Annotated in this window: 24 protein-coding genes; 13 read left to right on the top strand and 11 right to left on the bottom strand. The window is 64.8% G+C overall.

The features are described 5' to 3' along the window. Window positions 1-12: 12 nt before the first annotated feature. The gene (gene recX, locus N4T19_RS17850) at window positions 13-462 is read right to left on the bottom strand and encodes a recombination regulator RecX (RefSeq protein WP_182344619.1); all 450 of its coding nucleotides are present in this window, start codon (window positions 460-462) and stop codon (window positions 13-15) included. A gap of 87 nt (window positions 463-549) precedes the next feature. Next, complete coding sequence (gene recA / locus N4T19_RS17845; protein WP_116926195.1) at window positions 550-1,626, bottom strand: recombinase RecA; 1,077 nt, start codon at window positions 1,624-1,626, stop codon at window positions 550-552. 189 nt (window positions 1,627-1,815) lie between these two features. Between recA and N4T19_RS17840 the strand changes: the two genes are divergently transcribed. Further along, on the top strand, window positions 1,816-2,304 hold the full coding sequence (locus N4T19_RS17840; protein ID WP_182344617.1) for a MarR family winged helix-turn-helix transcriptional regulator: 489 nt from the start codon (window positions 1,816-1,818) through the stop codon (window positions 2,302-2,304). A 20-nt stretch (window positions 2,305-2,324) separates the two neighbouring features. Here N4T19_RS17840 and N4T19_RS17835 read toward each other — a convergent pair whose 3' ends face one another. Beyond that, a complete protein-coding gene (locus N4T19_RS17835; RefSeq protein WP_182344614.1) occupies window positions 2,325-3,266 on the bottom strand; it encodes an SdiA-regulated domain-containing protein in 942 nt (313 codons plus the stop codon). A gap of 276 nt (window positions 3,267-3,542) precedes the next feature. Between N4T19_RS17835 and N4T19_RS17830 the strand changes: the two genes are divergently transcribed. Both N4T19_RS17830 and N4T19_RS17825 read left to right on the top strand, forming a co-directional pair. After that, window positions 3,543-4,229 (top strand): response regulator, encoded by a 687-nt coding sequence (locus tag N4T19_RS17830; RefSeq protein WP_021026639.1) that lies wholly within the window; start codon window positions 3,543-3,545, stop codon window positions 4,227-4,229. A 63-nt stretch (window positions 4,230-4,292) separates the two neighbouring features. Continuing rightward, window positions 4,293-5,747, top strand: coding sequence for a sensor histidine kinase (locus tag N4T19_RS17825; RefSeq protein WP_116926046.1), 1,455 nt, complete (start codon window positions 4,293-4,295; stop codon window positions 5,745-5,747). A 12-nt stretch (window positions 5,748-5,759) separates the two neighbouring features. Here the strand turns inward: N4T19_RS17825 and N4T19_RS17820 are convergent, their stop codons facing one another. The 3 genes from N4T19_RS17820 to N4T19_RS17810 are packed head-to-tail and all read right to left on the bottom strand — an operon-like array spanning window position 5,760 to window position 8,195. Beyond that, window positions 5,760-6,602: an SPOR domain-containing protein gene (locus N4T19_RS17820; protein ID WP_116926045.1), complete on the bottom strand. Its 843-nt coding sequence runs from the start codon at window positions 6,600-6,602 to the stop codon at window positions 5,760-5,762. 40 nt (window positions 6,603-6,642) lie between these two features. Next, window positions 6,643-7,494, bottom strand: a complete 852-nt coding sequence (locus N4T19_RS17815; RefSeq protein ID WP_260718675.1) for a biotin--[acetyl-CoA-carboxylase] ligase — start codon at window positions 7,492-7,494, stop codon at window positions 6,643-6,645. Beyond that, window positions 7,491-8,195, bottom strand: coding sequence for an SET domain-containing protein (locus tag N4T19_RS17810; protein ID WP_260718674.1), 705 nt, complete (start codon window positions 8,193-8,195; stop codon window positions 7,491-7,493). The genes N4T19_RS17815 and N4T19_RS17810 overlap by 4 nt, the downstream gene beginning before the upstream one ends. Window positions 8,196-8,357: 162 nt before the next feature. Here N4T19_RS17810 and N4T19_RS17805 point away from each other — a divergent pair, with 162 nt between their 5' ends. The 7 genes from N4T19_RS17805 to N4T19_RS17775 all read left to right on the top strand — a co-directional run bounded on the left by N4T19_RS17805 (window position 8,358) and on the right by N4T19_RS17775 (window position 15,027). Next, window positions 8,358-11,306 (top strand): DNA topoisomerase III, encoded by a 2,949-nt coding sequence (locus tag N4T19_RS17805; RefSeq protein ID WP_260718673.1) that lies wholly within the window; start codon window positions 8,358-8,360, stop codon window positions 11,304-11,306. Between the two features lie 128 nt (window positions 11,307-11,434). Next, the gene (locus N4T19_RS17800) at window positions 11,435-11,896 is read left to right on the top strand and encodes a hypothetical protein (protein ID WP_260718672.1); all 462 of its coding nucleotides are present in this window, start codon (window positions 11,435-11,437) and stop codon (window positions 11,894-11,896) included. A gap of 39 nt (window positions 11,897-11,935) precedes the next feature. Beyond that, a complete protein-coding gene (locus N4T19_RS17795; protein WP_260718671.1) occupies window positions 11,936-12,280 on the top strand; it encodes a DUF4124 domain-containing protein in 345 nt (114 codons plus the stop codon). 103 nt (window positions 12,281-12,383) lie between these two features. Further along, entirely contained in the window at window positions 12,384-12,995 is a 612-nt protein-coding gene (locus N4T19_RS17790; RefSeq protein WP_260718670.1) for a class I SAM-dependent methyltransferase, read from the top strand. Window positions 12,996-13,071: 76 nt separating this feature from the next. Continuing rightward, a complete protein-coding gene (locus tag N4T19_RS17785) occupies window positions 13,072-13,872 on the top strand; it encodes a tRNA-uridine aminocarboxypropyltransferase (protein ID WP_409935210.1) in 801 nt (266 codons plus the stop codon). 371 nt (window positions 13,873-14,243) lie between these two features. Further along, entirely contained in the window at window positions 14,244-14,561 is a 318-nt protein-coding gene (locus N4T19_RS17780) for a DUF4148 domain-containing protein (protein ID WP_116926037.1), read from the top strand. Between the two features lie 139 nt (window positions 14,562-14,700). Further along, on the top strand, window positions 14,701-15,027 hold the full coding sequence (locus tag N4T19_RS17775) for a DUF4148 domain-containing protein (protein ID WP_116926036.1): 327 nt from the start codon (window positions 14,701-14,703) through the stop codon (window positions 15,025-15,027). A 392-nt stretch (window positions 15,028-15,419) separates the two neighbouring features. On the opposite strand, the gene N4T19_RS17770 is transcribed toward N4T19_RS17775, so the two are convergent. The 4 genes from N4T19_RS17770 to N4T19_RS17755 form a co-directional block, all read right to left on the bottom strand. Then, window positions 15,420-15,662 carry a hypothetical protein gene (locus N4T19_RS17770; protein WP_116926035.1) on the bottom strand — a complete coding sequence of 81 codons (243 nt, stop codon included), beginning with the start codon at window positions 15,660-15,662 and terminating at the stop codon, window positions 15,420-15,422. 63 nt (window positions 15,663-15,725) lie between these two features. Beyond that, window positions 15,726-16,268 carry a ferritin-like domain-containing protein gene (locus N4T19_RS17765; protein WP_116926034.1) on the bottom strand — a complete coding sequence of 181 codons (543 nt, stop codon included), beginning with the start codon at window positions 16,266-16,268 and terminating at the stop codon, window positions 15,726-15,728. A 110-nt stretch (window positions 16,269-16,378) separates the two neighbouring features. Then, the gene (locus N4T19_RS17760) at window positions 16,379-17,029 is read right to left on the bottom strand and encodes a DUF924 family protein (RefSeq protein ID WP_260718669.1); all 651 of its coding nucleotides are present in this window, start codon (window positions 17,027-17,029) and stop codon (window positions 16,379-16,381) included. Between the two features lie 103 nt (window positions 17,030-17,132). Then, a complete protein-coding gene (locus tag N4T19_RS17755) occupies window positions 17,133-18,188 on the bottom strand; it encodes an acyltransferase family protein (RefSeq protein WP_116926033.1) in 1,056 nt (351 codons plus the stop codon). A gap of 745 nt (window positions 18,189-18,933) precedes the next feature. Between N4T19_RS17755 and N4T19_RS17750 the strand changes: the two genes are divergently transcribed. Together N4T19_RS17750 and N4T19_RS17745 are read left to right on the top strand one after the other, a co-directional pair. Further along, the gene (locus N4T19_RS17750; protein WP_260718668.1) at window positions 18,934-20,958 is read left to right on the top strand and encodes an acetoacetate--CoA ligase; all 2,025 of its coding nucleotides are present in this window, start codon (window positions 18,934-18,936) and stop codon (window positions 20,956-20,958) included. 176 nt (window positions 20,959-21,134) lie between these two features. Then, window positions 21,135-22,331, top strand: coding sequence for a multidrug effflux MFS transporter (locus N4T19_RS17745; protein ID WP_116926031.1), 1,197 nt, complete (start codon window positions 21,135-21,137; stop codon window positions 22,329-22,331). Between the two features lie 64 nt (window positions 22,332-22,395). On the opposite strand, the gene N4T19_RS17740 is transcribed toward N4T19_RS17745, so the two are convergent. Next, window positions 22,396-22,779, bottom strand: a complete 384-nt coding sequence (locus N4T19_RS17740) for a VOC family protein (protein ID WP_116926030.1) — start codon at window positions 22,777-22,779, stop codon at window positions 22,396-22,398. A 289-nt stretch (window positions 22,780-23,068) separates the two neighbouring features. Between N4T19_RS17740 and N4T19_RS17735 the strand changes: the two genes are divergently transcribed. Continuing rightward, window positions 23,069-24,025, top strand: coding sequence for a DMT family transporter (locus N4T19_RS17735; protein ID WP_260718667.1), 957 nt, complete (start codon window positions 23,069-23,071; stop codon window positions 24,023-24,025). Window positions 24,026-24,039: the final 14 nt, after the last annotated feature.

Here is a 24,039-nt window from a genome sequence, read left to right as displayed (position 1 = left end):
ACTCTTCAGCCGCTAATCGTCATCTCCGCCGCGCAGCACCTGGCGCACCACATCCCCACCAAACCCCCGGCTGGCCAGAAAGCGCATCTGCTTGGCCCGCTCCTGCGGGCTCTCGGGCGGCGCGCCAAAACGGCGTTGCCAGACCTCGCGGGCGCGCTGCAGCTCGGTGCTGCGCAGGCGCTCGCGGGCATCGGCGATCAGCAGGGCATCCACGCCTTTGTGGCGCAGCTCCTGCAGCACGCGGCTGGCGCCATAGCGGGCGGCCTTGGTGTGGATCACGCTGTCGACCACGCGCTGGGCGCTGATGAAGCCCTTGGCTTCGAGCTCGTCGAGGATGGCTGCCAGGTCCTCGCCCTCTTGCACATGGGGGCCGAGCTTGGCCAGCAGCTCGGCACGCGAATGCTCGCGCTGCGCCAGATAGCGCAGCGCCCGGCCCTTGAGGGAGAGTTTGCTGAAAGACATCGGTTCAAATTGCTATAAAACAAATAGCTGCTTGCGCACAGGTTCTGTGCACAAGCAGCTATTCTCAGCGCTGTGGCTAGGCGGCTATCAGCCTTCGGTGCCGGTCGCTACCGGGCCGTCCACCACGCCGTCTTCGGCGGGGCGCAGGCTGATGTTCAGGCTCTCGCGCACCTTGTTCTCGATCTCGATGGCGAGGTCGGAGTTCTCACGCAAGAACTCGCGCGAGTTGTCACGGCCCTGGCCGATCTTCTCGCCGTTGTAGGCGTACCAGGCACCGCTTTTCTCGATAATGCGGGCATTGACGCCCATGTCCAGAATTTCGCCTTCGCGCGAGATGCCTTCGCCAAACAGAATGTCGAACTCGGCCGTCTTGAACGGGGGCGATACCTTGTTCTTGACCACCTTGACCTTGGTTTCGTTGCCGATGGCCTCGTCACCACGCTTGATGGTGCCGGTGCGGCGGATATCGAGGCGCACCGAGGCGTAGAACTTCAGTGCATTACCGCCGGTGGTGGTCTCGGGGCTGCCGAACATCACGCCGATCTTCATGCGGATCTGGTTGATGAAGATGACCATGCAGTTGGTCTTCTTGATCGTGGCGGTGAGCTTGCGCAGTGCCTGGCTCATCAGGCGGGCCTGCAGACCGGGCAGCTGGTCACCCATTTCGCCTTCGATTTCCGCCTTGGGGGTCAGGGCCGCGACCGAGTCGACAACGATCAGGTCCACCGCGCCGGAGCGCACCAGGCTGTCCACAATCTCCAGCGCCTGCTCACCGGTGTCGGGCTGGCTGATCAGGATATCGCCCAGGTTCACGCCCAGCTTTTGGGCATAGCTGGTGTCCAGCGCATGCTCGGCATCGATGAAGGCGCAGGTGCCGCCCAGCTTTTGCATCTCGGCAATCACCTGCAGGGTCAAGGTGGTCTTGCCCGAGGATTCAGGGCCGTAGATCTCGATGACCCGGCCGCGTGGCAGGCCGCCAACGCCCAGCGCAATGTCCAGACCCAGCGAGCCGGTCGACACCACCTGGATGTCCGACACCGCTTCGCCTTCGCCCAGCTTCATGATGGTGCCCTTGCCGAACTGCTTTTCGATCTGGGCCAGGGCGGCGGCCAGGGCCTTGGCTTTTTCGCTGTTGGCTTCGGGTTTGGTGGCGGGTGCGTTCATGGATTTCTCCTTGCGTTTGATGGTCATGTCGTCGATCTGGAGATCCAGCTGTTTGCATATACAGCCTGGATGCTTGAACAGTAGTTTATGGGATGGGTATATTTTATAGAAGCATTTTTTTAGTCAGTTTAGTTGACTATATGCACAATAGCGACTTCGCCCTTTTTCAGCCTTTTTAGGCTGCTCGCCATGCCCATTCTTCTGCCCCATTTGCCCGATGACAGCTGGCGCCTGACCCATATGGGCCGCCTGCTGGGCCACGCGATGCGCCGTTTTGATGCCCGTGTGCTGCAGTTGATGGCCCAGGACGAGGCCGTGCCGCTGGCGCTGTCGCACCTGGCCGAACGCGACCAGGTGAGCGCCGCCCATGTCCACATCACCCGCCACCTGTCGCTGGCCGGCGACCGCCTGGTGGACCTGGCGGCGCGCGCGGGCATGAGCAAGCAGGCCATGGCCCAGCTGGTGGACCAGTGCGAAGCCTGGAACCTGGTGACCCGCGAGCGCGACCCGCGCGATGCCCGCGCCCGCATCGTGCGTTTTACCGAGACCGGCCTGCTGTGGCTGCAGGCGTTTGAGCGGGCCGTCACCCAGGCGGAGGCGGAGTTCCGCGCCGAGGTCGGCGAGCAGGTCGCCACCGTGGTACAGCTGGGGCTGGAGGTCTATGGGGCCGACAGCTGAGCGGTTGCGCTTTGCCGCGTTCAGCGGCGCTTGCGCTCGAATTTGTAGAACAGGTTGGGCTCGGAGACGATGTAGATGTTGCCGCTGTGGTCCATCGCCAGGCCTTCGGGCTGCGGCACCCGCTCGGCCAGCCCCGCCATATCGGCCCACAGCGGCATCACGCTGAGCAGGTCACCGGCTCGGCTGTATTCGTACAGCACCGACGATTCCTCCCCCAGCAGCAGCAGGTTGCCGCTGCGCGGATCGACCTCGATGGCGGCCAGATCGGTGCTGGGCATGTCGTCCACCGCCGGCACCTCCCAGGTCGAGACTTTCATATCGACCAGGCCCGGCTTGAGCTTGGACAGCGGCGCATCCATCACCAGCACCTGCATCGGCCATTTCTCGGTCACGGCCAGCAGCTGCTGGCGCTTGGCATCCCAGCCCAGGCCTTCAAGCGCAAAATTCTTGATGGCGATGTCATTGAGCTGCACATAGGGACTGTGGTCGAGCGATACCTCGGTCACCCCCTTGCCAAACTGCACCCAGTAGATGCGGTTGCTGCGCTCGTCGGCAATCGCAAACCAGTCGCCCTGGATATGGGCGATGCCTTCGGTATCTCTGGCGCCATGCAGCGGCGCCAGCCGCAGCAAGCGGCCATCGGTGCTCAGCTCGGCAATCTGGGGCGGGCGGTTGGTCACCGCAAACAAGGTCTGGGTCTCGGGGTTGAAGGCCAGGCCTGAGAGGTTGTCGGCAATGCCGCTGACCACCTTGGCATCGATGCTGGCCCGGTAGTGCGGCAGGTTGGCAGGCGGTGCCGAGCGCGGTGCAGACTGCAGCGCATCGGTCTGCCCCGGCATGGCAATGACGTGGTGCCACTGCAGGTACAGGGCGGTCAGCACCAGCAGGGCCGTCACCGCGACCAAGCGGCGCTGCCGCTGCGACGCCTGCCATCTGACCTGTACCTTGGACCCTGGTTTCATCACCACCTGCTGCAATCTCCCCCCACCAGCCACAGGCCGGGTGCCCGCGTGTTCTGGTCAAGACGAGGCGCTATCCTACGTGAGGCCTGCCCCGGTTTGATGACGGCCCGGCCGGATTTACGTCTTTGCAACAAAAAAGCAGGAGGCCAGCGCGGCGCACCACGGCCTCGCGGCTCACCCGCTTTGATCTATGCTTAGGTAGCCAGCCAGGCCATGGACTCGCCTAGAATCATTGGCACCATCCACATCACGACGACAACACCGATAGGAGACTGCATGCGAATACTGATTGCCGAAGACGACCAGGTGCTGGCCGATGGCCTGCTGCGCAGTCTCCGCAACTCCGGCGCCGTGGTCGACCATGTCTCCAATGGCACCGAGGCTGATGCCGCCCTGATGGCCAACAATGCTTTTGATCTGCTGATTCTGGACCTGGGCCTGCCGCGCATGCATGGGCTCGAAGTGCTCAAAAAGCTGCGCGCCCGGGGCTCGGCCATTCCGGTGCTGATTCTCACCGCCGCCGAGAGCGTGGACGACCGGGTCCAAGGCCTTGACCTGGGCGCCGATGACTACATGGCCAAACCCTTTGCGCTGTCCGAGCTCGAAGCCCGTGTGCGGGCGCTCACGCGCCGGGGCGTGGGCATGAGCACCAGCCTGATCCAGCATGGGCCGCTGGCCTACGACCAGGCCGGGCGTGTGGCCACGTTCGACGGCCGCATGCTCGAGCTCTCGGCCCGAGAGCTGGGCCTGCTGGAGGTGCTGCTGCAGCGCTCGGGGCGGCTGGTCAGCAAGGACCAGCTGGTCGAGCGCCTGTGCGAATGGGGCGAGGAGGTCAGCACCAATGCGATCGAGGTCTATATCCACCGCCTGCGCAAGAAGATAGAAAAGGGCCCCATCCGCATTGCCACCGTGCGTGGCCTGGGTTATTGCCTGGAGAAGATCCAGCCACCGGCCCCGCACTGACCTCCACCCTCCGGCCACAGCGGGGCGATGGCCGCCCCCGGCCCCATTCACGCAAGGACAGCCTTGGCCCTGTTTCGCAGCGAGCAGCGATCTTTGTTCGGAGAGATCCTTGACTGGATGCTCACGCCGCTGCTGCTTTTGTGGCCCGTATCGCTGGCATTGACCTGGCTGGTGGCCCAGGACCTGGCCAACAAGCCCTTTGACCGCGCGCTCGAATACAACGCCCATGCGCTGGCGCAGCTGGTGGGGGTGCAAGGCGGCAAAACCTATTTCAACCTGCCGCTGCCGGCCAGCGAGATCCTGCGCGCCGACGATGCCGACAAGGTGTACTACCAGGTGACCACCCCGTCGGGCATGTTTCTCGCGGGCGAATCGGCCCTGCCCATGCCCGCCAAGGACCTGGAGCGCAGCGTCGGCATGGTCCAGCTGCGCGATGGCGAGCTGCGCGGCGTGGATGTGCGCATCGCCTGGATCTGGGTGCAGCTGTCGCTGCCCGAGCCCAACCTGGCGCTGATCCAGGTTGCCGAGACGCGCGAGAAGCGCAGCGTGCTGGCCACCGAAATCATCAAGGGCGTCATGCTGCCGCAGTTCGTCATCCTGCCGCTGGCGGTGCTGCTGGTCTGGTTGGCGCTGGCGCGCGGCATCAAGCCCCTGCACCTGCTCGAAGAGCGCATCCGCGCGCGCAAGTCCGAAGACCTCTCGCCGATCCAGCACAAGGATGTGCCGCTCGAAGTGGTGCCACTGGTCGACTCGGTCAATGGCTTGCTAGAGCGCCTCAACGATTCACTGGCCACGCAGAAGCGCTTCCTCGCCGATGCTGCGCACCAGCTCAAAACCCCGCTGGCGGGCCTGCGCATGCAGGCCGAGATGGCCCAGCGCGCCGATGCCAAGGAAGACGACCTCAAGCTGTCCTTGCAGCAGATCGGGCGCTCGAGCATTCGCGCCACGCACACCGTCAACCAGTTGCTGTCGCTGGCGCGCGCCGAAGGGCCCAGCGCGCTGCTGCAGCGCACGCCCTGCAACCTGGCCGAGATTGTGCTCGACGCCATGCATGACGGCATTGACCGGGCCCTGGCCAAGCATATCGACATGGGCTATGACGGCATGCAGGTCGAGGACCGCGAAGTCTGGGTCAACGGCAATGCCACCTTGCTGGGCGAGCTGGTGCGCAACCTGCTGGACAACGCGATCAACTACACACCCTCCAGCGCCAGCGCGCCGGGCGTCATCAATGTTCGCCTGATGGCCGACCCCTTTGGCCATGTGATCGTGCTGCAGGTGGAGAACTCGGGCCCCGGCATTCCCGAAGAAGAGCGCGAGCGTATTTTTCAGCCCTTCTACCGCGTGCTGGGCAGCGAGGTCGATGGCTCGGGTCTGGGCCTGCCCATCGTGCAGGAAATCGCCCGCCAGCATGGCGCCACCGTGGGCCTGGAAGACGCGCACCCGCGCCAGGCCCAGCGCGGCGTGGTGTTCAGCGTGTGCTTTCCAACCACGCTGGCGCCGCAGCTGTCCAGCTGAACGGCCCTGCCATCAGGAGCAGCTGCGCAGCTCCTTGCCGTCCATCACATGCCAGCTCTGCACGCGCTTCTTGGTGGCCGCATCCATCTTGGGCCAGCGCACGGTGTAGCTCACGGCCTCGGGGCGCTCGACCACCACCTTGGCGCCGCTCACGCCTTTTTTGCCCATGGACGCCAGATGGCGCTCGGCCGCCTCTTCGCTGGAGAAGCGCCCCAGCGAGATGCCCGGCTCCAGGCTGGCGATGCGGGCGCGGTCGGTGCTGATGTCGAGCGCGCGCAGCTCGTCGCGGCGCGTGTCCAGCGCCTCCTGGCTGCTGAACTTGCCGACATAGACCATCCAGCGGCCGGCGCTGGTGCTGCTGTCCAGGCGCCAGCTGCCTTCTGGCAGCTTGGCCAGCTGCAGGCGCAGCGCGTCGACCTGCTTGGCGTCAAAGTTGCCGGCCACCAGGCATTCTTTTTTCTCGGGCTTCTCCGGTTTCTCTGCCGGCTTGTCGGCGGGCTTGTCCGTTGTCTTGGCTGCGAGCTTGTCGGCTTCTGCAGCCGTTTTGTCTGCGGTGTCGGTGGCCGGCTCAGCCACCGCAACGGCAGCGGGCTCGGATGCGGAAGCAGGTGCGGGTGCGGCCACCGGGGCTGGCGCCGGGGCGGTCTCTGCCGGCGCCGTGCGGGGCTGCTCCTGGGCCTGCTTGGCTTCCTGCGGCGTCAGAATGCGCAGCGCTTCGGGCTTGACCTGCTGCTGCACCCGCTCGGGCTCGGAGGGGTCTTCCGGGCCCCAGCCCAGGCTGCGCAGCATGCCTTGCGAGAAGGCGTAGTAGCCGGCATTGGCCAGTAGCAGCAGCACGATGGCAAAACGAATCATCTCCGCTCCTGTCTGATAGTTCTCTGATCCTGCGGCGCGCTCAGGCCGCGCCCGCCTGGGGCCGCACGCTGACTTCCGAGCTGGTCACATCGACCACGCCAGCGGCAGTCTGCACGCGCAAGGCGCCATCGGCGGCCACGCCCAGCGCCAGGCCAGCGGTGCCATCGCTCAGACCGACCTCGCGGCCGGCGAGCGCATCGCGCGCCGCATAGGCCGCCTGCAGCGGCGCAAAGCCCTGCTGCGCAAAGGCCTGGATGGCGGCCACCAGCGGCGGCACCACGGCCTGCAGCGCCTGGGGTGCATCCCAGCGGCCGTCCAGCATCTGCAGGCTGCCGGGAATCGTCGACAGGCCTTCGGCCTGCGGGGCCCGCACATTGATGCCGATGCCAATCACCACATAGCGCTCGGTCTGCTGCTGGCCATCACCCGCATGCGTGCGGGCCGAGACAAAGCTGGCGGTCTCGACCAGGATGCCGGCGAGCTTGTGGTCGCCGGTCAGCCACAGGTCATTGGGCCATTTGAGGCCAATGGTGGGGGTGCTGGAGCCGGCCTCGGGCAGCTGGGGCTGTAGGCTTTGCGCCACCGACACACCAACGGCCAGCGACAGGCCCGACCAGTCGGCTGGCGCCAGCGGCAGGCCCAGCGACATCAGCAGCGAATCACCGGCTTCGCTGCGCCAGGGCTTGCCCATGCGGCCGCGCCCTGCCGTCTGCTGCTCGGCCACCAGCAAGATGGGTTCCTGCCGCCCCGCACGGGCGCGGCGCATCAGTTCGGTATTGGTCGAGTCAATGCTGGGCAGCACTTCGATCGTGAAGCCCGGCAACTGCGGCTCCACCGCCTCCCAGATCGCTTCAGCGGGCCAGCGGATCGGCGTGTTCTGCGCCTCGCTCATGCGCCCGCCTTGGCGGCCTTGGCGCCCTGGGTCTTTTTATCAGCCTTGGCCTTCTTGTCGCTCTTTTTCTTGTCCTTGGCCTTGTCCTTTTCCTTGCTCAAGGCCTTGTGCTTTTCCGCTTTGGCAGGCTTGGCGGGCTTCGCCGCATCGGCAGATGCTGCCTTGGCCTTGCGCTTTGTGGGCAGCACCGGCTCGGGCAAATCCGAGGCGGGCACCTTGGGCTTCCAGCCGCGCTTGGGCGCCAGCATCGTGCCCCGGCATTCGGCCGCGCCGCAGTGGCAGGCGTAGTCGGCCTTGAGCTTGGCGGTGTAGCGCTCTTCGATGATCAGGCCATAGTCATAACCCAGCTCCTCGCCAGCGCTGATGTTGCGCAGCGCGCTGATGAAGATGCGGTCATCGGCCTCTTCGGCAAAGCAGTTGGGCTCGCAGCTGTGGTTGATCCAGCGAGCCGAGTTGCCGCCATCGCCTCCGTCGATGACACGGTCGCCATCGATCTGGAAAAAGAAGGTGTGGTTGGGGTGGTCGGGGTCATGCGGGTGGCGGCGCTGGCTTTCTTCGTAGCTGATGACCTTGCCCGCATATTCGACAATGACTTCGCCTTCTGCGATATCCTGCAACGCAAAAACGCCCCTGCCGTGCACGCCCGAACGCCGTACCTGGATACGACGACCTGTTGAAAAATGGGGAACATGGTTCGGCATGGGATTTTTTCTGCTACTTTAAAAATAAGCACATGCGCATGTGCGCACACGTACACATGCAGGCGCCCGCGCACATGCGCGTAAAGCGTGCATTGTAAGAGCGTGCTCAGAGAGCCAGCAACCCACAGTGTTGGCAGACCCCAGTTTGATGAGAGTGAACCCATGTCCAAGACCCTGGTCATTGCAGAAAAGCCGTCCGTTGCACAAGACATTGTTCGTGCACTGACGCCGGTGGCAGGCCAATTTGCCAAACACGACGACTACTTTGAAGCCGAGACCTTCATCGTGACGAGCGCGGTGGGTCACCTTGTGGAGATCCAGGCCCCCGAAGAATTCGATGTCAAACGCGGTAAGTGGAGCTTTGCCCATCTGCCGGTGATCCCGCCCTACTTTGAATTGAAGCCGGTCGACAAGACCAAGACGCGCCTGAACGCCGTCGTCAAGCTGGCCAAGCGCAAGGATGTCACCGCGCTGATCAACGCCTGTGACGCGGGCCGCGAAGGTGAGCTGATCTTCCGCCTGATCGAGCAATACGCCGGTGGCGCCAAGGGCGGCCTGGGCAAGCCGATCCAGCGCCTGTGGCTGCAGTCGATGACGCCCCAAGCCATCCGTGACGGCTTTAACAAGCTGCGCTCCGATAACCAGATGCTGGGCCTGGCCGATGCCGCCCGCAGCCGCTCCGAAGCCGACTGGCTGGTGGGCATCAACGGCACGCGGGCGATGACCGCGTTCAACTCGCGCGATGGCGGTTTCTTCCTGACCACCGTGGGCCGTGTGCAGACCCCCACCCTGTCGCTGGTCGTCGAGCGCGAGGAAAAGATCCGCAAGTTCGTCAGCCGCAACTACTGGGAAATCCACGGTGAGTTCAACGCCCAGGCGGGCGCCTACCCGGGCAAGTGGTTCAACCCGGCCTGGAAGAAGAGCGACGACGCCGAGGCGCGCGCCGACCGCGTCTGGAGCCAGCAGGAGGCGCAGGCGATTGCCGAGGCCGTGCGCGGCAAGCCCGCCACCGTGACCGAAGAGTCCAAGCCCACCACCCAGGCCTCACCGCTGCTGTTTGACCTGACCAGCCTGCAGCGCGAGGCCAACAGCAAGTTCGGCTTCTCGGCCAAGACCACCTTGGCGCTGGCCCAGGCGCTGTACGAACGCCACAAGGCACTGACCTACCCGCGTACCGATTCGCGCGCGCTGCCCGAGGACTACCTGCCCGTCGCGCGCCAGACCTTCGAGATGCTGGCCCACAGCAATATGCAGCAGCTCGCGCCATTTGCGCAGCAGGCCATTGGTGCCAACTACATCCGCGCCAACAAGCGCATTTTTGACAACAGCAAGGTCTCGGACCACTTTGCCATCATCCCGACCACGCAGGCGCCCGGCGCCTTGAGCGAGGCCGAGCACAAGCTCTACACCTTGGTGGTGCGCCGCTTCATGGCGGTGTTCTTCCCCAGCGCCGAGCACCAGGTCACCACGCGCGTCAGTCAAATTGACGACCACCACTTCAAGACCGAAGGCAAGGTACTGGTCAAGCCCGGTTGGCTGGCCATCTACGGCAAAGAAGCGGCCCACGAAGTGGAAGACGCCAAGGAAGGCGACAAGGGCCAAAACCTGGTGCCGGTGCAGCCTGGCGAGAAGCCCACGGCCGACCCGGTCGAGCCCAAGGGCCTCAAGACCAAGCCGCCCGCCCGCTACTCGGAAGCGACCCTGCTGGGCGCGATGGAGAGCGCCGGCAAGCAGATCGACGACGACGAGCTGCGCGAAGCCATGCAGGAAAAGGGCCTGGGCACGCCTGCGACGCGCGCGGCCATCATCGAAGGCCTGCTGACCGAAAAATACATGCTGCGCGAAGGCCGCGAGCTGATCCCCACGGCCAAGGCCTTCCAGCTGATGACCTTGCTGCGCGGGCTGCAGGTCGAAGAGCTCTCGCGTGCCGACCTGACCGGTGAGTGGGAGTACAAGCTCGCGCAGATGGAAAAAGGCCAGCTCTCGCGCGAAGCCTTCATGGCCGAGATCCAGGCCATGACCGAGCGCCTGGTGAAAAAGGCCAAGGAATACGACCGCGACACCATCCCCGGCGACTACGCCACCCTGTCCGCGCCCTGCCCCAACTGTGGCGGCGTGGTCAAGGAAAACTACCGCCGCTATGCCTGCACGGGCGTAGGCGGCACTGGCGACGGCTGCGGCTTCTCGTTCACCAAATCGCCCGCCGGCCGCACCTTCGAGACCGCCGAGGCCGACCAGCTGCTGCGCGATCGCAAGATCGGCCCGCTCGATGGCTTCCGCTCCAAGGCCGGCTGGCCCTTTGCCGCCGAAGTGGCCATCGTGCGCGACGAGGACAACAACAACTACAAGTTCGAGTTCCTGTTCGAGGACAACAAGTCCGACGAGGAATCGGGCGAGCTGGTGGACTTTGGCAGCCAGAACACCCTGGGCGCCTGCCCCAAGTGCGGCGCGCCCGTGTTCGAGCATGGCGCCAACTATGTCTGCAGCAAGGCCGTACCCACGGCCCAGCAACCCACGCCCAGCTGCGACTTCAAGAGCGGCCAGATCATCTTGCAGCAGCCCATCGAGCGCGACCAGATGGCCAAGCTGCTGGCCACCGGCAAGACCGACCTGCTCGACAAGTTCGTCTCCAACCGCACGCGGCGCAGCTTCAAGGCCTTCCTGGCCTGGGACAAGGAAGCCGGCAAGGTGAACTTCGAGTTCGAGCCGCGCGACAGCAAGTTCCCGCCGCGCAAGGGCGCAGCCGCCAAGACCGCAACCAAGACGGCCAGCAAGACCGCTGCCAAAGCGACCAAGACGGCGGCCAAAACCGCCACCAAGACCGCTACCAAGACCGCCTCCAAGACGGCCACCAAATCCGCCGCCAAAACGCCGCGCAAGGTTGCCGCCACGCTGACCCCGAGCCCGGCGCTCGCCGCCGTGATTGGCAGCGAGGCCACCTCGCGCCCCGAAGTCATCAAAAAGCTCTGGGACTACATCAAGGCAAACGGCCTGCAGGACGCCAAGGACAAACGCGCGATCAATGCCGACGCCAAACTGCAGCCGCTGTTTGGCAAGGACCAGATCAGCATGTTCGAGATCGCCGGCATTGTTGGCAAGCATGTGAGCTGAGCGCCGGGATGCAGCACCACCGCGCAGCCCACCGTGCCTGCCCGTAGCGCTGAGCATGGCCAAGGGTGAGCCGCTGCAGCTGCTGGCCCTGGCTGCAGGGATCTATCTGCTGCTGGAGGCCAGCTTTCATGGCGTGGCCTTGGCTGCTCGCGCGCATCATTGACCGCGAGGCGCGGCGCCGAGGCCAGCTGACCGAGCCCAGCCGGGCGCACTGGCAGGCCATCTTCTACCGCTTGTTTGCGGTATTGGCGGTGCTGATGCTGAGCCATTGGTTCAGCCTGGGCTTGAACGGACCGCATGCGCCGCGCTGGCAGCAGTGGCTGCTGGGCGCCGTCATCATCGCCACCGTGCTGTCGGTGGTGATGCTCAGCGATGCCGCCATCATCCAGAAGCTCAAGAAGGACAGCCAGCCGCATTTCAGCAATATGCAGGAGATGGGGCTGCTCTACATCCTGCGCCACCTGCCCGCGCACCGGCCCTGGTATTTCAGCGCGGCCTACCTGCCACTGGCCCGCCGGATTAATGGGGGTATCAGCCTGCTGGCGTTTTTGCTGCTGTACCTCGATTTGCGCGTTTACCAAGGGGGCTGATACAGTGCCAGCCATGTCCCCATGCCTGTGCCCCTCACCATGTACCTGCGCCCTGCCTACCGCCGGCTGATCTGGCTGGCCCTGGTGGTGGCCTGCGCTGCCGCCGTGTACGCATGGCGTGGCCCGGCGCTCATCGGCGATGCCGAGCAGGCCGCCGCCACGCTGTGGCGCAAAGCCTCATCACCGCCTCCGCCCAGCGCCGAGGAGCAGCAGCGCAGCCAGGCACGGCGCGCCGATCCTGCGGCGGGCACCGGCCCGGCGCGGCCCGCTGCCGTGCCGCGCAAATGCCAGTTGAACGGCCAGACCATCTACACCGATGGCCCCTGCCCGGCAGGCAGCCTCGAGCAGATCGTGCCGGAAAACCTGTCTGTCATTGCGCGCTGAGCACCCCTTGCCAATACCGCAGTGCGCTACCCCCAGCCACCATCTGCGCGATACTGCCTGCGCCATGCACACCGGAGCTGCATGGCATCGATCAAGGACAGGCGTGCAATCAGCGGACAGGCAATGGTTTGACGAGGCGTACTACCAGCGCTTTTATTTCGACAAGAAAACCAGCGTGGTGGACCCCGCGCATGCCGCGCGCCTGGGTGCCTTTGTCTGCAGCTACCTGCAATACGTGCGCGTGCCGGTCCAGCGTGTGCTGGATGTGGGCTGCGGCATCGGCCTGTGGCGCGATGCGATTGCGCAGCACTTTCCGCAGGCCAGCTACCACGGGGTCGAGTACAGCGAGTACCTGTGCCAGCGCTACGGCTGGGAGCAAGGCTCGGTCGTGGACTATGCGCCGGCCGATGGCCAGCCGTTTGACCTGGTGATCTGCCAAGGCGTGCTGCCCTACCTGAGCCCGGCCGATCTGAAGCTGGCGCTGGCCAATCTGGGCCGGCTGAGCAAAGGTGCGCTCTATGTCGAAGCCGTTGCGCGCGAAGACTATGAGCGCGACATCATCGACGACGAGCTGACCGACCCGCGCCTCTACCGCCACCGCGCCGAGCTCTACCGCCGTGGCCTGGCCCAGGGTTTTACCGAGCTGGGCGGTGGTGTGTGGCTGAGCCGGCGCGCCGATGTGCCGCTGTTTGCGCTCGAAGCGTTGCAGAACTGAGCGGCGCCAAGGGCAGCGCTAAACCCGCTGCGCTGCTCGGTTGGGCGGGGCGAGGACAATAGCGCCCGTGTCATCCCTGCCCTCTTCCCCCCTTGCCAGCGAGGCCGCCACGACGAGCGCGTCCACCACCGCTGGTGCCCTTGTCCCCCATGCCGTCTCGCGCCTGCGCGCCGAGCGGCTGCAGCGCAGCACCCGCCCTTTTCTGGCCCGAGGCGGCCCCAAGGGGGAGCGCTGTGAGGGATGCCGGCTGCGCCCCAGCCACTGCCTTTGCGCGCTGCGCCCCACGCAGCCCACCACGGCGGGCATATGCCTGCTGATGCACGATGCCGAGCCGCTCAAGCCCAGCAACACCGGCTGGCTAATCGCCGATGTGGTGGCCGAGACCTGGGCCTTTGGCTGGTCGCGCACGGAGATGGATGCGGGCTTGGAGGCGCTGCTAGCCGATCCCCAATGGCAGCCCTATGTGGTCTTTCCCCAGGAGTTTGTGCATGAGCCCGGCCGCGCCGTGCAGCAGCTGCCGCCACCATCACTCGGTGCAGCTCGCAGGCCGCTGTTTATCCTGCTCGATGCCACCTGGCCCGAGGCGCGCAAGATGTTCCGCAAGAGCCCTTACCTGGACCGATTTCCGGTGCTCAGCCTGCACCCCGAGCAGATCTCGCGCTACCAGCTGCGGCGCTCGCGCCGCGATGACCATTTCTGCACTGCCGAGGTCGCTGCCCTCTGCCTCGATCTCGCCGGCGACCTGCGCGCCGCGCAGACCCTGGAAACCTACCTGGACATCTACACCCACCACTACCTGCAGGCCAAGCACCAGCTGCCGCCCGAATGGCACAGCGCCGCGCACCAGCAGCTCCAGCGGCTGCAAAACCCTCTGTGACAGCGCTGTCACTGTCGTGTCTACATAGCTAATCTGGTTGCTATGGCAGCCACTACCCCGCGTCAACCCTGACAGGGTTTACCAAGAAACCCTTGGGCACACCACAACGCCAGATTTGCCAGAATTCTCCTACGCACGGGCTTCTCCAACGAAAGCACCGTGTAGCAAGCCCTTCTGGGACGATTCCTCATTCGCCAAAACATTAGATCGTTTTTCAGAACAATCTATTCCGATTTAGGCTATTTATCGGAGGCGAGCCACTGCATACACTAACTACATCGATCAACGAGAACCACACAAGGTGCACTGCACCACCCGTTGAGCGAACCAGCCCCTCATGGTGAGTCGCTGGAGTTCTCCAGGAGTTAAAAATGAACGCACGTATTTTCTCGATCGCCGGTGTAGCTGCTCTGATGTTGGGTGCCGGTGTTGCCCAGGCCCATCCCTTTGAAGGCGACCAGTCGATTGCTCCCCCAGTGGCTGCCACCAGCGCCGTGAGCCGCGCTGAGGTGCAAGCGCAATTTGTCGAAGCCCAGAAGAACGGCACCCTGTTGTTCAAGGGCGACCAGCTGCAAGCCAATGCTTTTGAAAAGGGCAGCAGCAACCTCTCCCGCGCCGATGTGGTGAAAGCCGCCCACGACGCCCGCGTTGCCGGCACCTTGCCTGAAGGCGAAAGCTTCGGCGAATAAGCCCAGGCATGAACGCTGAGAGTGGGCCACAGTCCGCTCTCGCAGCCCCCAAATTTCGAATCAACCTATTTTTGGACGCCGCCGCTCTCACAGCGCAAATCAGCGATTTGCCAGCAGCGCGGGTCCGTGGAGAGAAACCATGTTTGCACGCAATATGTCCGCTTTGATGATGGCCGCTGGCCTGGTGTTTGCCGGTGCTGCCAGCGCAGCCACCACTGCCCCCGTGGGCAATGGCTCGGACTACCCTGCCTACCCAGCAGCACACAGCACCCTGACCCGCGCCGACGTGCAGGCCCAGGTGAGCGAAGCCCAGCGCAATGGCGCCATGGCCGTGATCGGTGACCGCATCAACACCTTCGGTGCTGAAAGCAGCACCTCCAGCCTCAGCCGCGCCCAAGTGCAGCAGCAGGCCCATGAAGCCTTGGTCGCCGGCACCCTGCCTGAAGGCGAATCCTTCGGCGAATAAGCGAAGAAAACCGCTCTGCAAGGCAGACGCTGGCAGAGCGGTCAGATTTCAGGCCTTCGCCATTGGGCGGGTCTGGAGAGAAATTACAGCGGATATGCCCGCCACACAAAAAAAACGCATCTAGTGCGTAGCCCGGCCAGACCTTGTCCCATTGCGTCTGGGCCGTGCTCTTGGTAGCCACTGCCGGTTCGCCGGCAGTGGTCTTTTTACGCCTCGCGCCGCGACCACAACCCTTGATACGTCGTTGCCTGGCCGGCTGCTCCTCACCTTGTCGTACTACCGTACTGTCTGCGGCTCGGCGCCTAGTCGGAGACGCCTAGTCGGGGACGCCTAGTCGGGGACGCCTAGCTTCAACCGCAAACCTCCGGTTTGCTGGGCTGTGCTCACAGCTCTTAATCCAATGCAAAACCGGTTTCGGTGATCTGCAGCTGGCCGTTCTCGCCCTTCTGCAACCAGCCTTGCTCGCAGGCATAGTCCATGGCAGGTTGCTGCTCTGCGGCGCTGACGCCATGGCGCTCCAGCACATGGCTCAAAGATTCCGCATCCAAACCATCGCCCGCGCGCAGCAGCTCCTCGTTGACCATCAGGTAGAGCAGGTGCTTGGCATTCTTGCGTGTTGCTTCTGTATCGGTCATCCGTCTTTTCCTCCATCGGCATAAAAAAACCGCAACTCGGTTGCGGTTCAGGTGTGGTGGCCCTTATTGGGCCTTTTTCATCCAATCGGACAGCTCATCGGCGTGCTCTTGCTCCTGCTCCAGAATCTGCTCGATCAGGCGGCGCGTGGTGTGGTCCTTGTCACCGATCAGATCAACCATCTGCGTATAGGCCTCGATGGCGACGCGCTCGGCCACCAGGTTGGAGCGGATCATCGAGTGCAGGTCCATGTCGTCGTTGTAGTCGGCATGGCTGCGGGCCGTCAGACTGTCGGGGTTGAAGTCGGGCTCGCCGCCCAGCTGCACGATGCGGGTCGCAATACGGTCGGCATGGGCCTGCTCTTCTTGCGCATGTACCAAGAACTCTTCTGCAATGGCCGGCGATTCCAGGCCCGTCGCGGTGAAATGGTGGCGCTTGTAGCGCAGGATGCAGACCAGCTCGGTGGCCAGCGAATCGTTGAGCAGACGGATGATGTCCTCACGGTATGGAGAGTCATCGGGCAGCACAGCGCCTTCTTCCAGGCTCTTCTTGGCGGCGTCGAGACGCTTGGTATCAAGCGCCAGCGGGGTGCGGGATTTATCTGGCATCGTGGCTTCCTTTTTTGTGGGAGGTTGTTTTGTAAACAGTACCCCTCCAAGGTAAACCCGCCGCAGCCCCGCGTCTGTGAGACAAGGGCTACTGTGCTTGCGCTAAAAGTTCAGAATCCCGCCCCGGGCTGGGCCAGATAGTGCAGCTCTTCGGCGGTGCTGCGGCGGCCCAAGATCGCATTGCGGTGCGGAAAACGCCCAAAGCGGGTGATGACGGCCTGGTGGCGCAGCGCGTAATCCCAGGTGCCTTGCAGATAGGTCTGCAGCTCGGCGGGCTCGGGGTGGCTGTCACGCAGCTGGGCAACCAGGTCCACACTGCGCTGCTGCAAGGCCGCATCCTCGGCATGCTCCAGCGGCAGATAGACAAATACCCGCACCACTGCCGGCAGCGCCTGGTCCTGGCCGCTGTCGCACAGGCCGAGCGCCAGCTGCAATGCCAGCGGGTCGCCAGCAAAGGATTCGGGCGTGCCCCGGTAGATATTGCGTGTGAACTGGTCGAGCACGATGATGCGGGCCAGCGTATCCCAGACGCCCTCTGTCCAGCCAGGCAAATCACCCTTGAGCGCCGCCTGCACCGTCGCGCCAAAATGCGTACGGATGCGCGCATCGAATGCATCGGACTTGCTGAACCATTGCTGCTTGTGCTGCAAGGCCTCGCTGTTGCTGGGGCGAGCGCTACCCAACCAGAATTGCAGTACCTCGTCGGCAGAGGCGATGGGTGCGGGTGCGGGTGCAGGTGCGGATGCGGAAGCTGAGGTCATGGCGAAGCCTGTATCAATCAAAGCCCGTTTTTTACCATGCAGCAGCAGCCTGCAGAAACAACAAAGCCGGGCAAGGCCCGGCTTTGTTCTGGGTGACCGCCGCTTATGCGGTGCGCGAGCCGGCAGGCTGCTGCACTGGCTTGCTGCTGGAGCGGTCACGCAGACCCAGCGCCCAGCGCTCGATGGTGTAGAAAGACAGCGCGGCAAACGCGGCCGAGATCGGCAGGCCCAGGATCACCACCCACTGCCAGTCGGTGTGGGCGCGCAGCAGGCGCACAACAGGGTAGTGCCAGAGGTAGATACCGTAGGACATCTTGCCAACCCAGACCAGGGCCGGCAGGCTCAGCATGTCGAACAGCACACCCTTTTGCTTGCTCACGGCAACGATGATGGCAGCGGCCACCAGCTCCACCAGCGCAAAGCCCCAGAGCAGCGCACCGGCGTCGTCCCACCCGTAGCCAATCACGGCAAAGGGCAGCACCGGCAGCAGCCACAGCAGGTATTTTTGGCGTGCATGCAGCGCATCCATCCACTCGGGGCGGTGCACGGCCACAGCGGCCAGCGCGCTGCCCAGCAGCATGCCGGTGGCGCGGGTGTCAAAGCGGAAGAAGATTTCGTAGAAGTGCTGGCCCTGGACCACCCAGTAGGCGCGCCAGACAAACATCAGCGCCACCAGCAGCAGCACCGGGCGCCACAGCTGCTTGCGCGCGGTATGCGCCAGCAGCAGCACCAAGAGCGGCGGCCAGACCAGGTAGAAGTGCTCTTCCACCGACAGCGACCACATGTGCAGCAAGGTGTCCGGGCTGTCAAAAAAGGCGATGCCGTAGTCGGCCAGGTACAGCGCAGAGACCACCACGTCCTGGTTCACATCATCGAGACCGGGCCAGATCAGCGGCGCAAACAGCCAGTAGGCGGCCAGAAACAGCAGCAAGGCCGGGCCCAGGCGCAAAAAGCGGCGCTTGTAAAAGCGCCAGAAGTCAAGCCGGCCCGATTGCTGGTGTTCCTTGAGCAACAGCGACGTGATCAAAAAGCCGCTGAGCACAAAGAACAGGTCCACACCGAAGAAGGCGCCGTCAAACATCGGCGCATGGGCGTGTGACAGGAACACCAGAACAATGGCCACTGCGCGCATACCATCGAGCGCAGGGTTGTATTTCATACGGAATCCAGACAAAACCAAAGATCTCCATCTAACCGCAACAAGGCCTCAGCCGTTGTTGCGCTCCCAGACTTGGTGTCATTTGTTGCGCTGTTTTGGTGCAGGCCCGGAGGCTGGCCAACCAGCGCTTGCTGGGAATTAAACATCAGTGCTTAACGCGCCAAGTGGCACGAAAGCTGACCCATCGGGCTTTGTGGTCCCCGCATGGCCGCTGGTCTCCAGGGCATGCAGGGAATACCAACCATGCGCCAGGGCGCGACGATTGAGAACCCGAGCCTATCGATTTAGTTCCGGCGTGGATGCTTTATTTTGTGACCAATGCACCGCAAATGCGTCCATCTTGCAGTCACCTTGCAGCGCTGCGCCTGGTGGCCCAGCACGCCCGCTCCTCGCCGTCCATCCCCTCTGCCTTGCCTGGCCCGCTGGGTCTGCGCCCGGGGCCCCTGCCTGCTTCGCACGGTGTGCGAAGCCTGCATGGCGATGATCGCCTGCGGGCCCGCAAGCGCTGTGTAGGAAAAAACGAAAGGCACCCGTCAGCACCCGGGCGCGAATTGTGCCAGCTAGCGATGCCCTGCTGTCGTAAAAAGCGGGATGCAACTGACAAAAAATAACATTGCAAATCAGGATGCCGGAGGCCCTGGGACCAGAAACAGCGCACCTGCTGCCAGGGTGACAGCTTGCGTGCTAACCCCCATGCAAGCGCGCGCCGCTTTGCGTACGCTCGGGCTACGCTTTTTCTTTTGCCATGACCACCTCTGCCCCCTCCCCCCTGCCCCAGATCGAGCACTACGCGCAATGGCTCAGCCAGCAGCATGGCCTACACTTTGACGACTACGAGGCCATGCATGCCTGGTCGGTCGAGCATCTGGCCGCATTTTGGCGCAGCATCTGGGACTACTACCAGCTTGAATCTCCTACGCCGATCACCGAGGTGCTGAGCGACGATGCCATGCCCGATGCGCGCTGGTTCAGCGGCGCCCAGGTCAGCCTGCCGCGCCAGCTGCTGCGCCACACGGCAGCGGCCCAGCAGGCCGGGGTGCCGGCGATCGTCAGCGACAACGAACTCGGCCAGATGCGCGAGATGGCCTGGCCCGAGCTGCAGCGCCAGGTGGCCTCGGTGGCGGTGGCGCTGCGCGGCCTGGGCATTGGCCGGGGCGACCGCGTGGCCGCCTATATGCCCAATATCCCCGAGACCGTGGTCGCGATGCTGGCCTGCGTCAGCCTCGGCGCGGTCTGGAGCGTCTGCGCCCCCGACATGGGCGTGGCCGCCGTGGTGGACCGCTTCAAGCAGATCGAGCCCAAGGCCTTGATCGCCGTCGATGGCGTGTACTACGGCGGCAAGCCGCTGGACCGCAGTGCTGTGGTGCAGTCCTTGCTGGCCGAGCTGCCCACGGTGCAGCACTGCCTGACCGTGCAGACCCCTTATGCCGCCGCCCCGGTGGGCAGCCACCACTGGGACTGGGCCACCACCGGCCAGGACGCACATGCCGTCGCGGCCTTCGAGCCCGAATGGCTGCCGTTTGACCACCCGATCTGGATCGTCTACTCCAGCGGCACCACCGGCCTGCCCAAGCCCATCGTGCATGGCACCGGCGGCATCCTGCTGGCCTTGCATGTGGCGGGGCTGCACAACGACCTGGGCGCCAGCTACAGCGACAGCCATGCGGGCGAGCGCTTTCTCTGGTACAGCTCCACCGGCTGGGTGATGTGGAACATCCAGGTCAGCGGCCTGCTGTTTGGCACCACGATCACCATCTTCGACGGCCACCCGGCCGGCAGCAGCAGCCAGCCCGACTGGGGCGTGCTGTGGCGCTTTGCCGCGCGCCACCACACCAGCATCTTTGGTGCGGGTGCCGCCTATTTCAGCAACTGCATGAAGGCCGGCCTCGACGTGGGCGCGATCCCTGGCCTGCAGCAGGTGCGCACCTTGGGCAGCACCGGCTCGCCGCTGGCACCCGAGGTGCAGCGCTGGGGCAGCGCCCAGCTGCAGGCAGCAGGAGCTGGCGAGGTGTACTGGTGCAATATCTCGGGCGGTACCGATTTTTGTGGCGCCTTCATCGGCGGCAACCGCAGCCTGCCCCAGGCGCCCGGCCGCATGCAATGCCGCTGGCTGGGCCATGCGGTGGAGGCATGGAACGAACAAGGCCAGGCCGTGCGCGACGAGGTCGGCGAGCTGGTCTGCACCCGGCCTATCCCTTCAATGCCGCTGTACTTCTGGAACGACCCGGGCAAGCAGCGCTACCTGGACAGTTATTTCGACCACTGGCCCGGCATCTGGCGCCATGGCGACTGGATCCAGATCAACAGCGACGGCAGCTGCGTGATCTATGGCCGCAGCGACGCCACCATCAACCGCCAGGGCCTGCGCATGGGCACCAGCGAGATCTACAACGCCATCGAGGCGTTGCCCGAAGTGCAGGATTCGATGGTCATCGACCTGGAGTACCTGGGCCGCAACAGCTATATGCCGCTGTTTGTCGTGCTGCGCGAGGGCCTGGTGCTGGACGCCGCCATCCAGGGCCGCATCGAGCAGGCGATACGCACTGCGCTGTCGCCCCGCTTTATCCCCGACACCATCGCGCAGGTGGCCGAGGTGCCGCGCACCTTGACCGGCAAAAAGCTGGAGCTGCCGATCAAGAAACTGCTGCTGGGCCAGCCCGCCGACAAGGTGCTGAACCCGCAGACCATGGCCAACCCTGGCTGCCTGCCCTGGTACGAGGCCTTTGCCGCCCAGCATCTGGCGCGGCTCAGCCAGCCAGCCGCTGGCTGAAAGCCCTGCGCTGCAGCGATGGACGGACGGTGCGATAATGGAAAGCTATCGAGATGCAGCGGCTGGGCACCCCAGCCTCGGCGCCTGAGCCCCAGGGCCCGCGCCACAGCGCCTTCTCGCCTCCGACCCTCCTCCTGAAGACGCGCAGGCCACCCGCCTGCGTGTCTGCAACCTGTATGCCTTCATCCATTTCTCTGCGCCTGGTGTTTATCCTGGGCCTGCTATCCGCCATTGGCCCCTTTGCCATCGACATGTACCTGCCGGCCCTGCCGCAGATTGGCGCCAGCCTGCAAGCGCCCGTCGGGGCCGTGCAGGCCAGCCTGACGGCCTTCTTCCTGGCGCTGGGCGTGGGCCAGCCGCTGTTTGGCACCCTGGCCGATATGTGGGGCCGCAAGAAGCCGCTCTACCTGGGCCTGGCGATTTTTGTGCTGGCCAGTGTCGGCTGCGCGCTGGCGCAGGACATCCACACGCTGGTGGTGCTGCGCTTTATCCAGGGCCTGGGTGCCGCAGCGGGCATGGCCATTCCGCGCGCGGTGGTGCGTGATCTGCACACCGGCCACGAGGCCGCGCGCATGATGTCGCTGCTGATGCTGGTCTTCAGCGTCTCGCCCATCCTCGCGCCGCTGGCCGGCAGCGGGGTGATTGCAATCGGCGGCTGGCGCATGGTGTTCTGGGTGGTGGCAGTGGCCGCGCTGATCGGCATGGTGGCCATGGCGCGCGGCCTGCCCGAGACGCGCGCATCCAACAACGGCGTGGACAGCAGCCTGGGCGGTGTGCTCCAGGCCTATGGCCTGCTGCTGCGCGACTGGCACTACCTGGGCCTGGTGTTTATCGGCGCCTGCGCGATGGCCGGTTTCTTTGTCTACCTGGCCGGCTCGCCTTTTGTGCTGATCAACCACTACGGCCTCAGCACCACGCAGTACAGCATGGCCTTTGCATTCAATGCGATTGCCTTTATTGGCGCGGCGCAGTTTACCGGCATGCTGGGCAAGCGCTTTGGCCTGGTGCCCGTTGTCAAGCTGGCCGCTACCGCCAGCGGTGTGGTGATGTGCTGCCTGCTGGCCTACTACCTGGTGGGTGGCGACCAGCTCGCCGTGTTGATTGGCCTGTACTTTGTCGCCAGCGGCTTGATGGGCCTGGTGATCCCCACGACTTCGGTGCTGGCGCTGGAGGCGCATGGCCAGATTGCCGGCACAGCCTCGGCCTTGCTGGGCACCTTGCAGATGCTGACCGGCGCGGTCGCCATGCAGATCGTGGGCCTGTTCTCCAGCGGCAAACCGCTGCCGATGGTGGTGGGCATGGCCACCGGCGCGCTGTGCGGCGTGCTGCTGACCTGGATCACCTTGGGCGGCCGGCGCGGCGCCCGGGTCTGATGCCTGCCAACGACCTCTAACGACAACGCCCCGCAGCTTGCGGGGCGTTTTTGCTTTTGGAGGTTTAAACCTTGGGCTGGCGGTAGGCCAGGCAGAGCTTGTTGCCATCGGGGTCGCGCAGGTAGGCCAGGTACAGGGCCGCAGGGCCTTCGCCGCGCCAGCCCGGTGGGTCTTCACAGGCCACGCCGCCATGGGCCAGGCCCACCGCATGGGCCTGGTCGACCTGCTCGGTGCTGCTGGCGGCAAAGCCGGTGGTGCTGCCATTGCCGATAGTGGCTGCCTCGCCATTGATGGGGGTGCTGACGCTGAAGGTGCCGCCATTGGCGCGCCAGAAATAGCGGTTCTTGTTGGCGGCACCCGGGGGCACGCCCAACTCGGCGAGGAAGGCGTCGTAGAACTGGCGTGATTTCTCCAGATCGCTGGTGCCGAGCATGATGTGGCTGAACATGGGTGTCTCCTTGCAGATGGGTAAGACGTTGGGGAAAGATCGGGCAGCTGCCACTATAGCGGCGCTGGCGGGCGGCTGAAAACGGGCGCTTGTCGCGCAGTATCCACCATCGCGCGGGCCGGTTTGCAGCCAGCACACAACAGTGCCTGGCCGTGCAAGTGCCAGTCCTTAGCCCCTGGTTCTGGTCACCTGTCGCCTGCCTGCCAATCACCGAACACGCACAGCCGCTATAGTCGCCCCGAGCCTGCTGGCGTGCGTTGCGCGCGCCGGGTGCAGGCACCATCCACACATGAATTTACAAAATATCCTCGGCCCACAGGCCGCCTCACACCTGCGTTTGATGGGCATGGCCTTGCTTTGGGGCGCGTCCTGGCCCAGTGGCCGCATGGTGGCCCAGCACATGCCGCCACTGGCAGCGTCGGGCCTGCGTTTTGTACTGGCCGCCGTGGTGCTGCTGGTCTGGCTGTATGCGGCAGGCGGCATGGCCGGGCTCAGGCACTGGTCGCCCAAGCGCTGGTTGGGCATGGCCGCCGCTGCAGCTACAGGCGTATTTGGTTACGCGGCCTGCTTTTTGAGTGGCCTGCAGTACCTGCCCGCCAGCAAGGCGGCGCTGGTCATCACGCTCAACCCGGTGCTCACCTTGCTGCTGGCTGCCTGGATCTTTCGGGAACGCATCAACCGCACGATTGCCTTGGGCATGGCGCTGGCGGCGCTGGGTGCGGTGCTGGTCATCTCGCATGGCGATCCAGCCCAGCTGCTGGCCGGTGGCCTGGGCCGGGGCGAACTGCTGATCCTGGGCTGCGTGGCCTGCTGGGTCAGCTACACCTTGCTGGGCCGGGCGATTCTGGCCGGGGTCGATGCGCTGTCCACCACGGCCGTCACCGCGACCATTGGCGCCGTGATGCTGCTGGCCGCCAGCCTGGTGGTCGAAGGGCCGCAGGGCATGGCCCAGGCCTTCGATGCGGGCCTGTCCGCCTGGGGCGCGCTGCTGTTTCTGGCCTGGGGCTCTACCGCGCTGGCTTACGCCTGGTACTTTGATGGCGTCAAGGCACTGGGCGCTGGCGCGGCATCGGGCTATATCACCCTGGTGCCGGTGATTGGCGTGGCCTGCTCGGCCCTGTGGCTGGGCGAGCAGATCGATGCACCCATGCTCGCCGGGGGCGTGATGGCGCTGGCGGGCACCGCGGTGATGAACTGGGGCCGGCGCACACCGCGTGCTGCGGCGGCTGCAGCGGCAGCGCGCTAAACCGCCAGCGCGCT

Source organism: Comamonas squillarum, assembly GCF_025309455.1.
In the GTDB taxonomy this organism is placed as follows: domain Bacteria; phylum Pseudomonadota; class Gammaproteobacteria; order Burkholderiales; family Burkholderiaceae_C; genus Comamonas; species Comamonas squillarum.
This window is presented reverse-complemented; position numbering and strand designations above follow the sequence as displayed.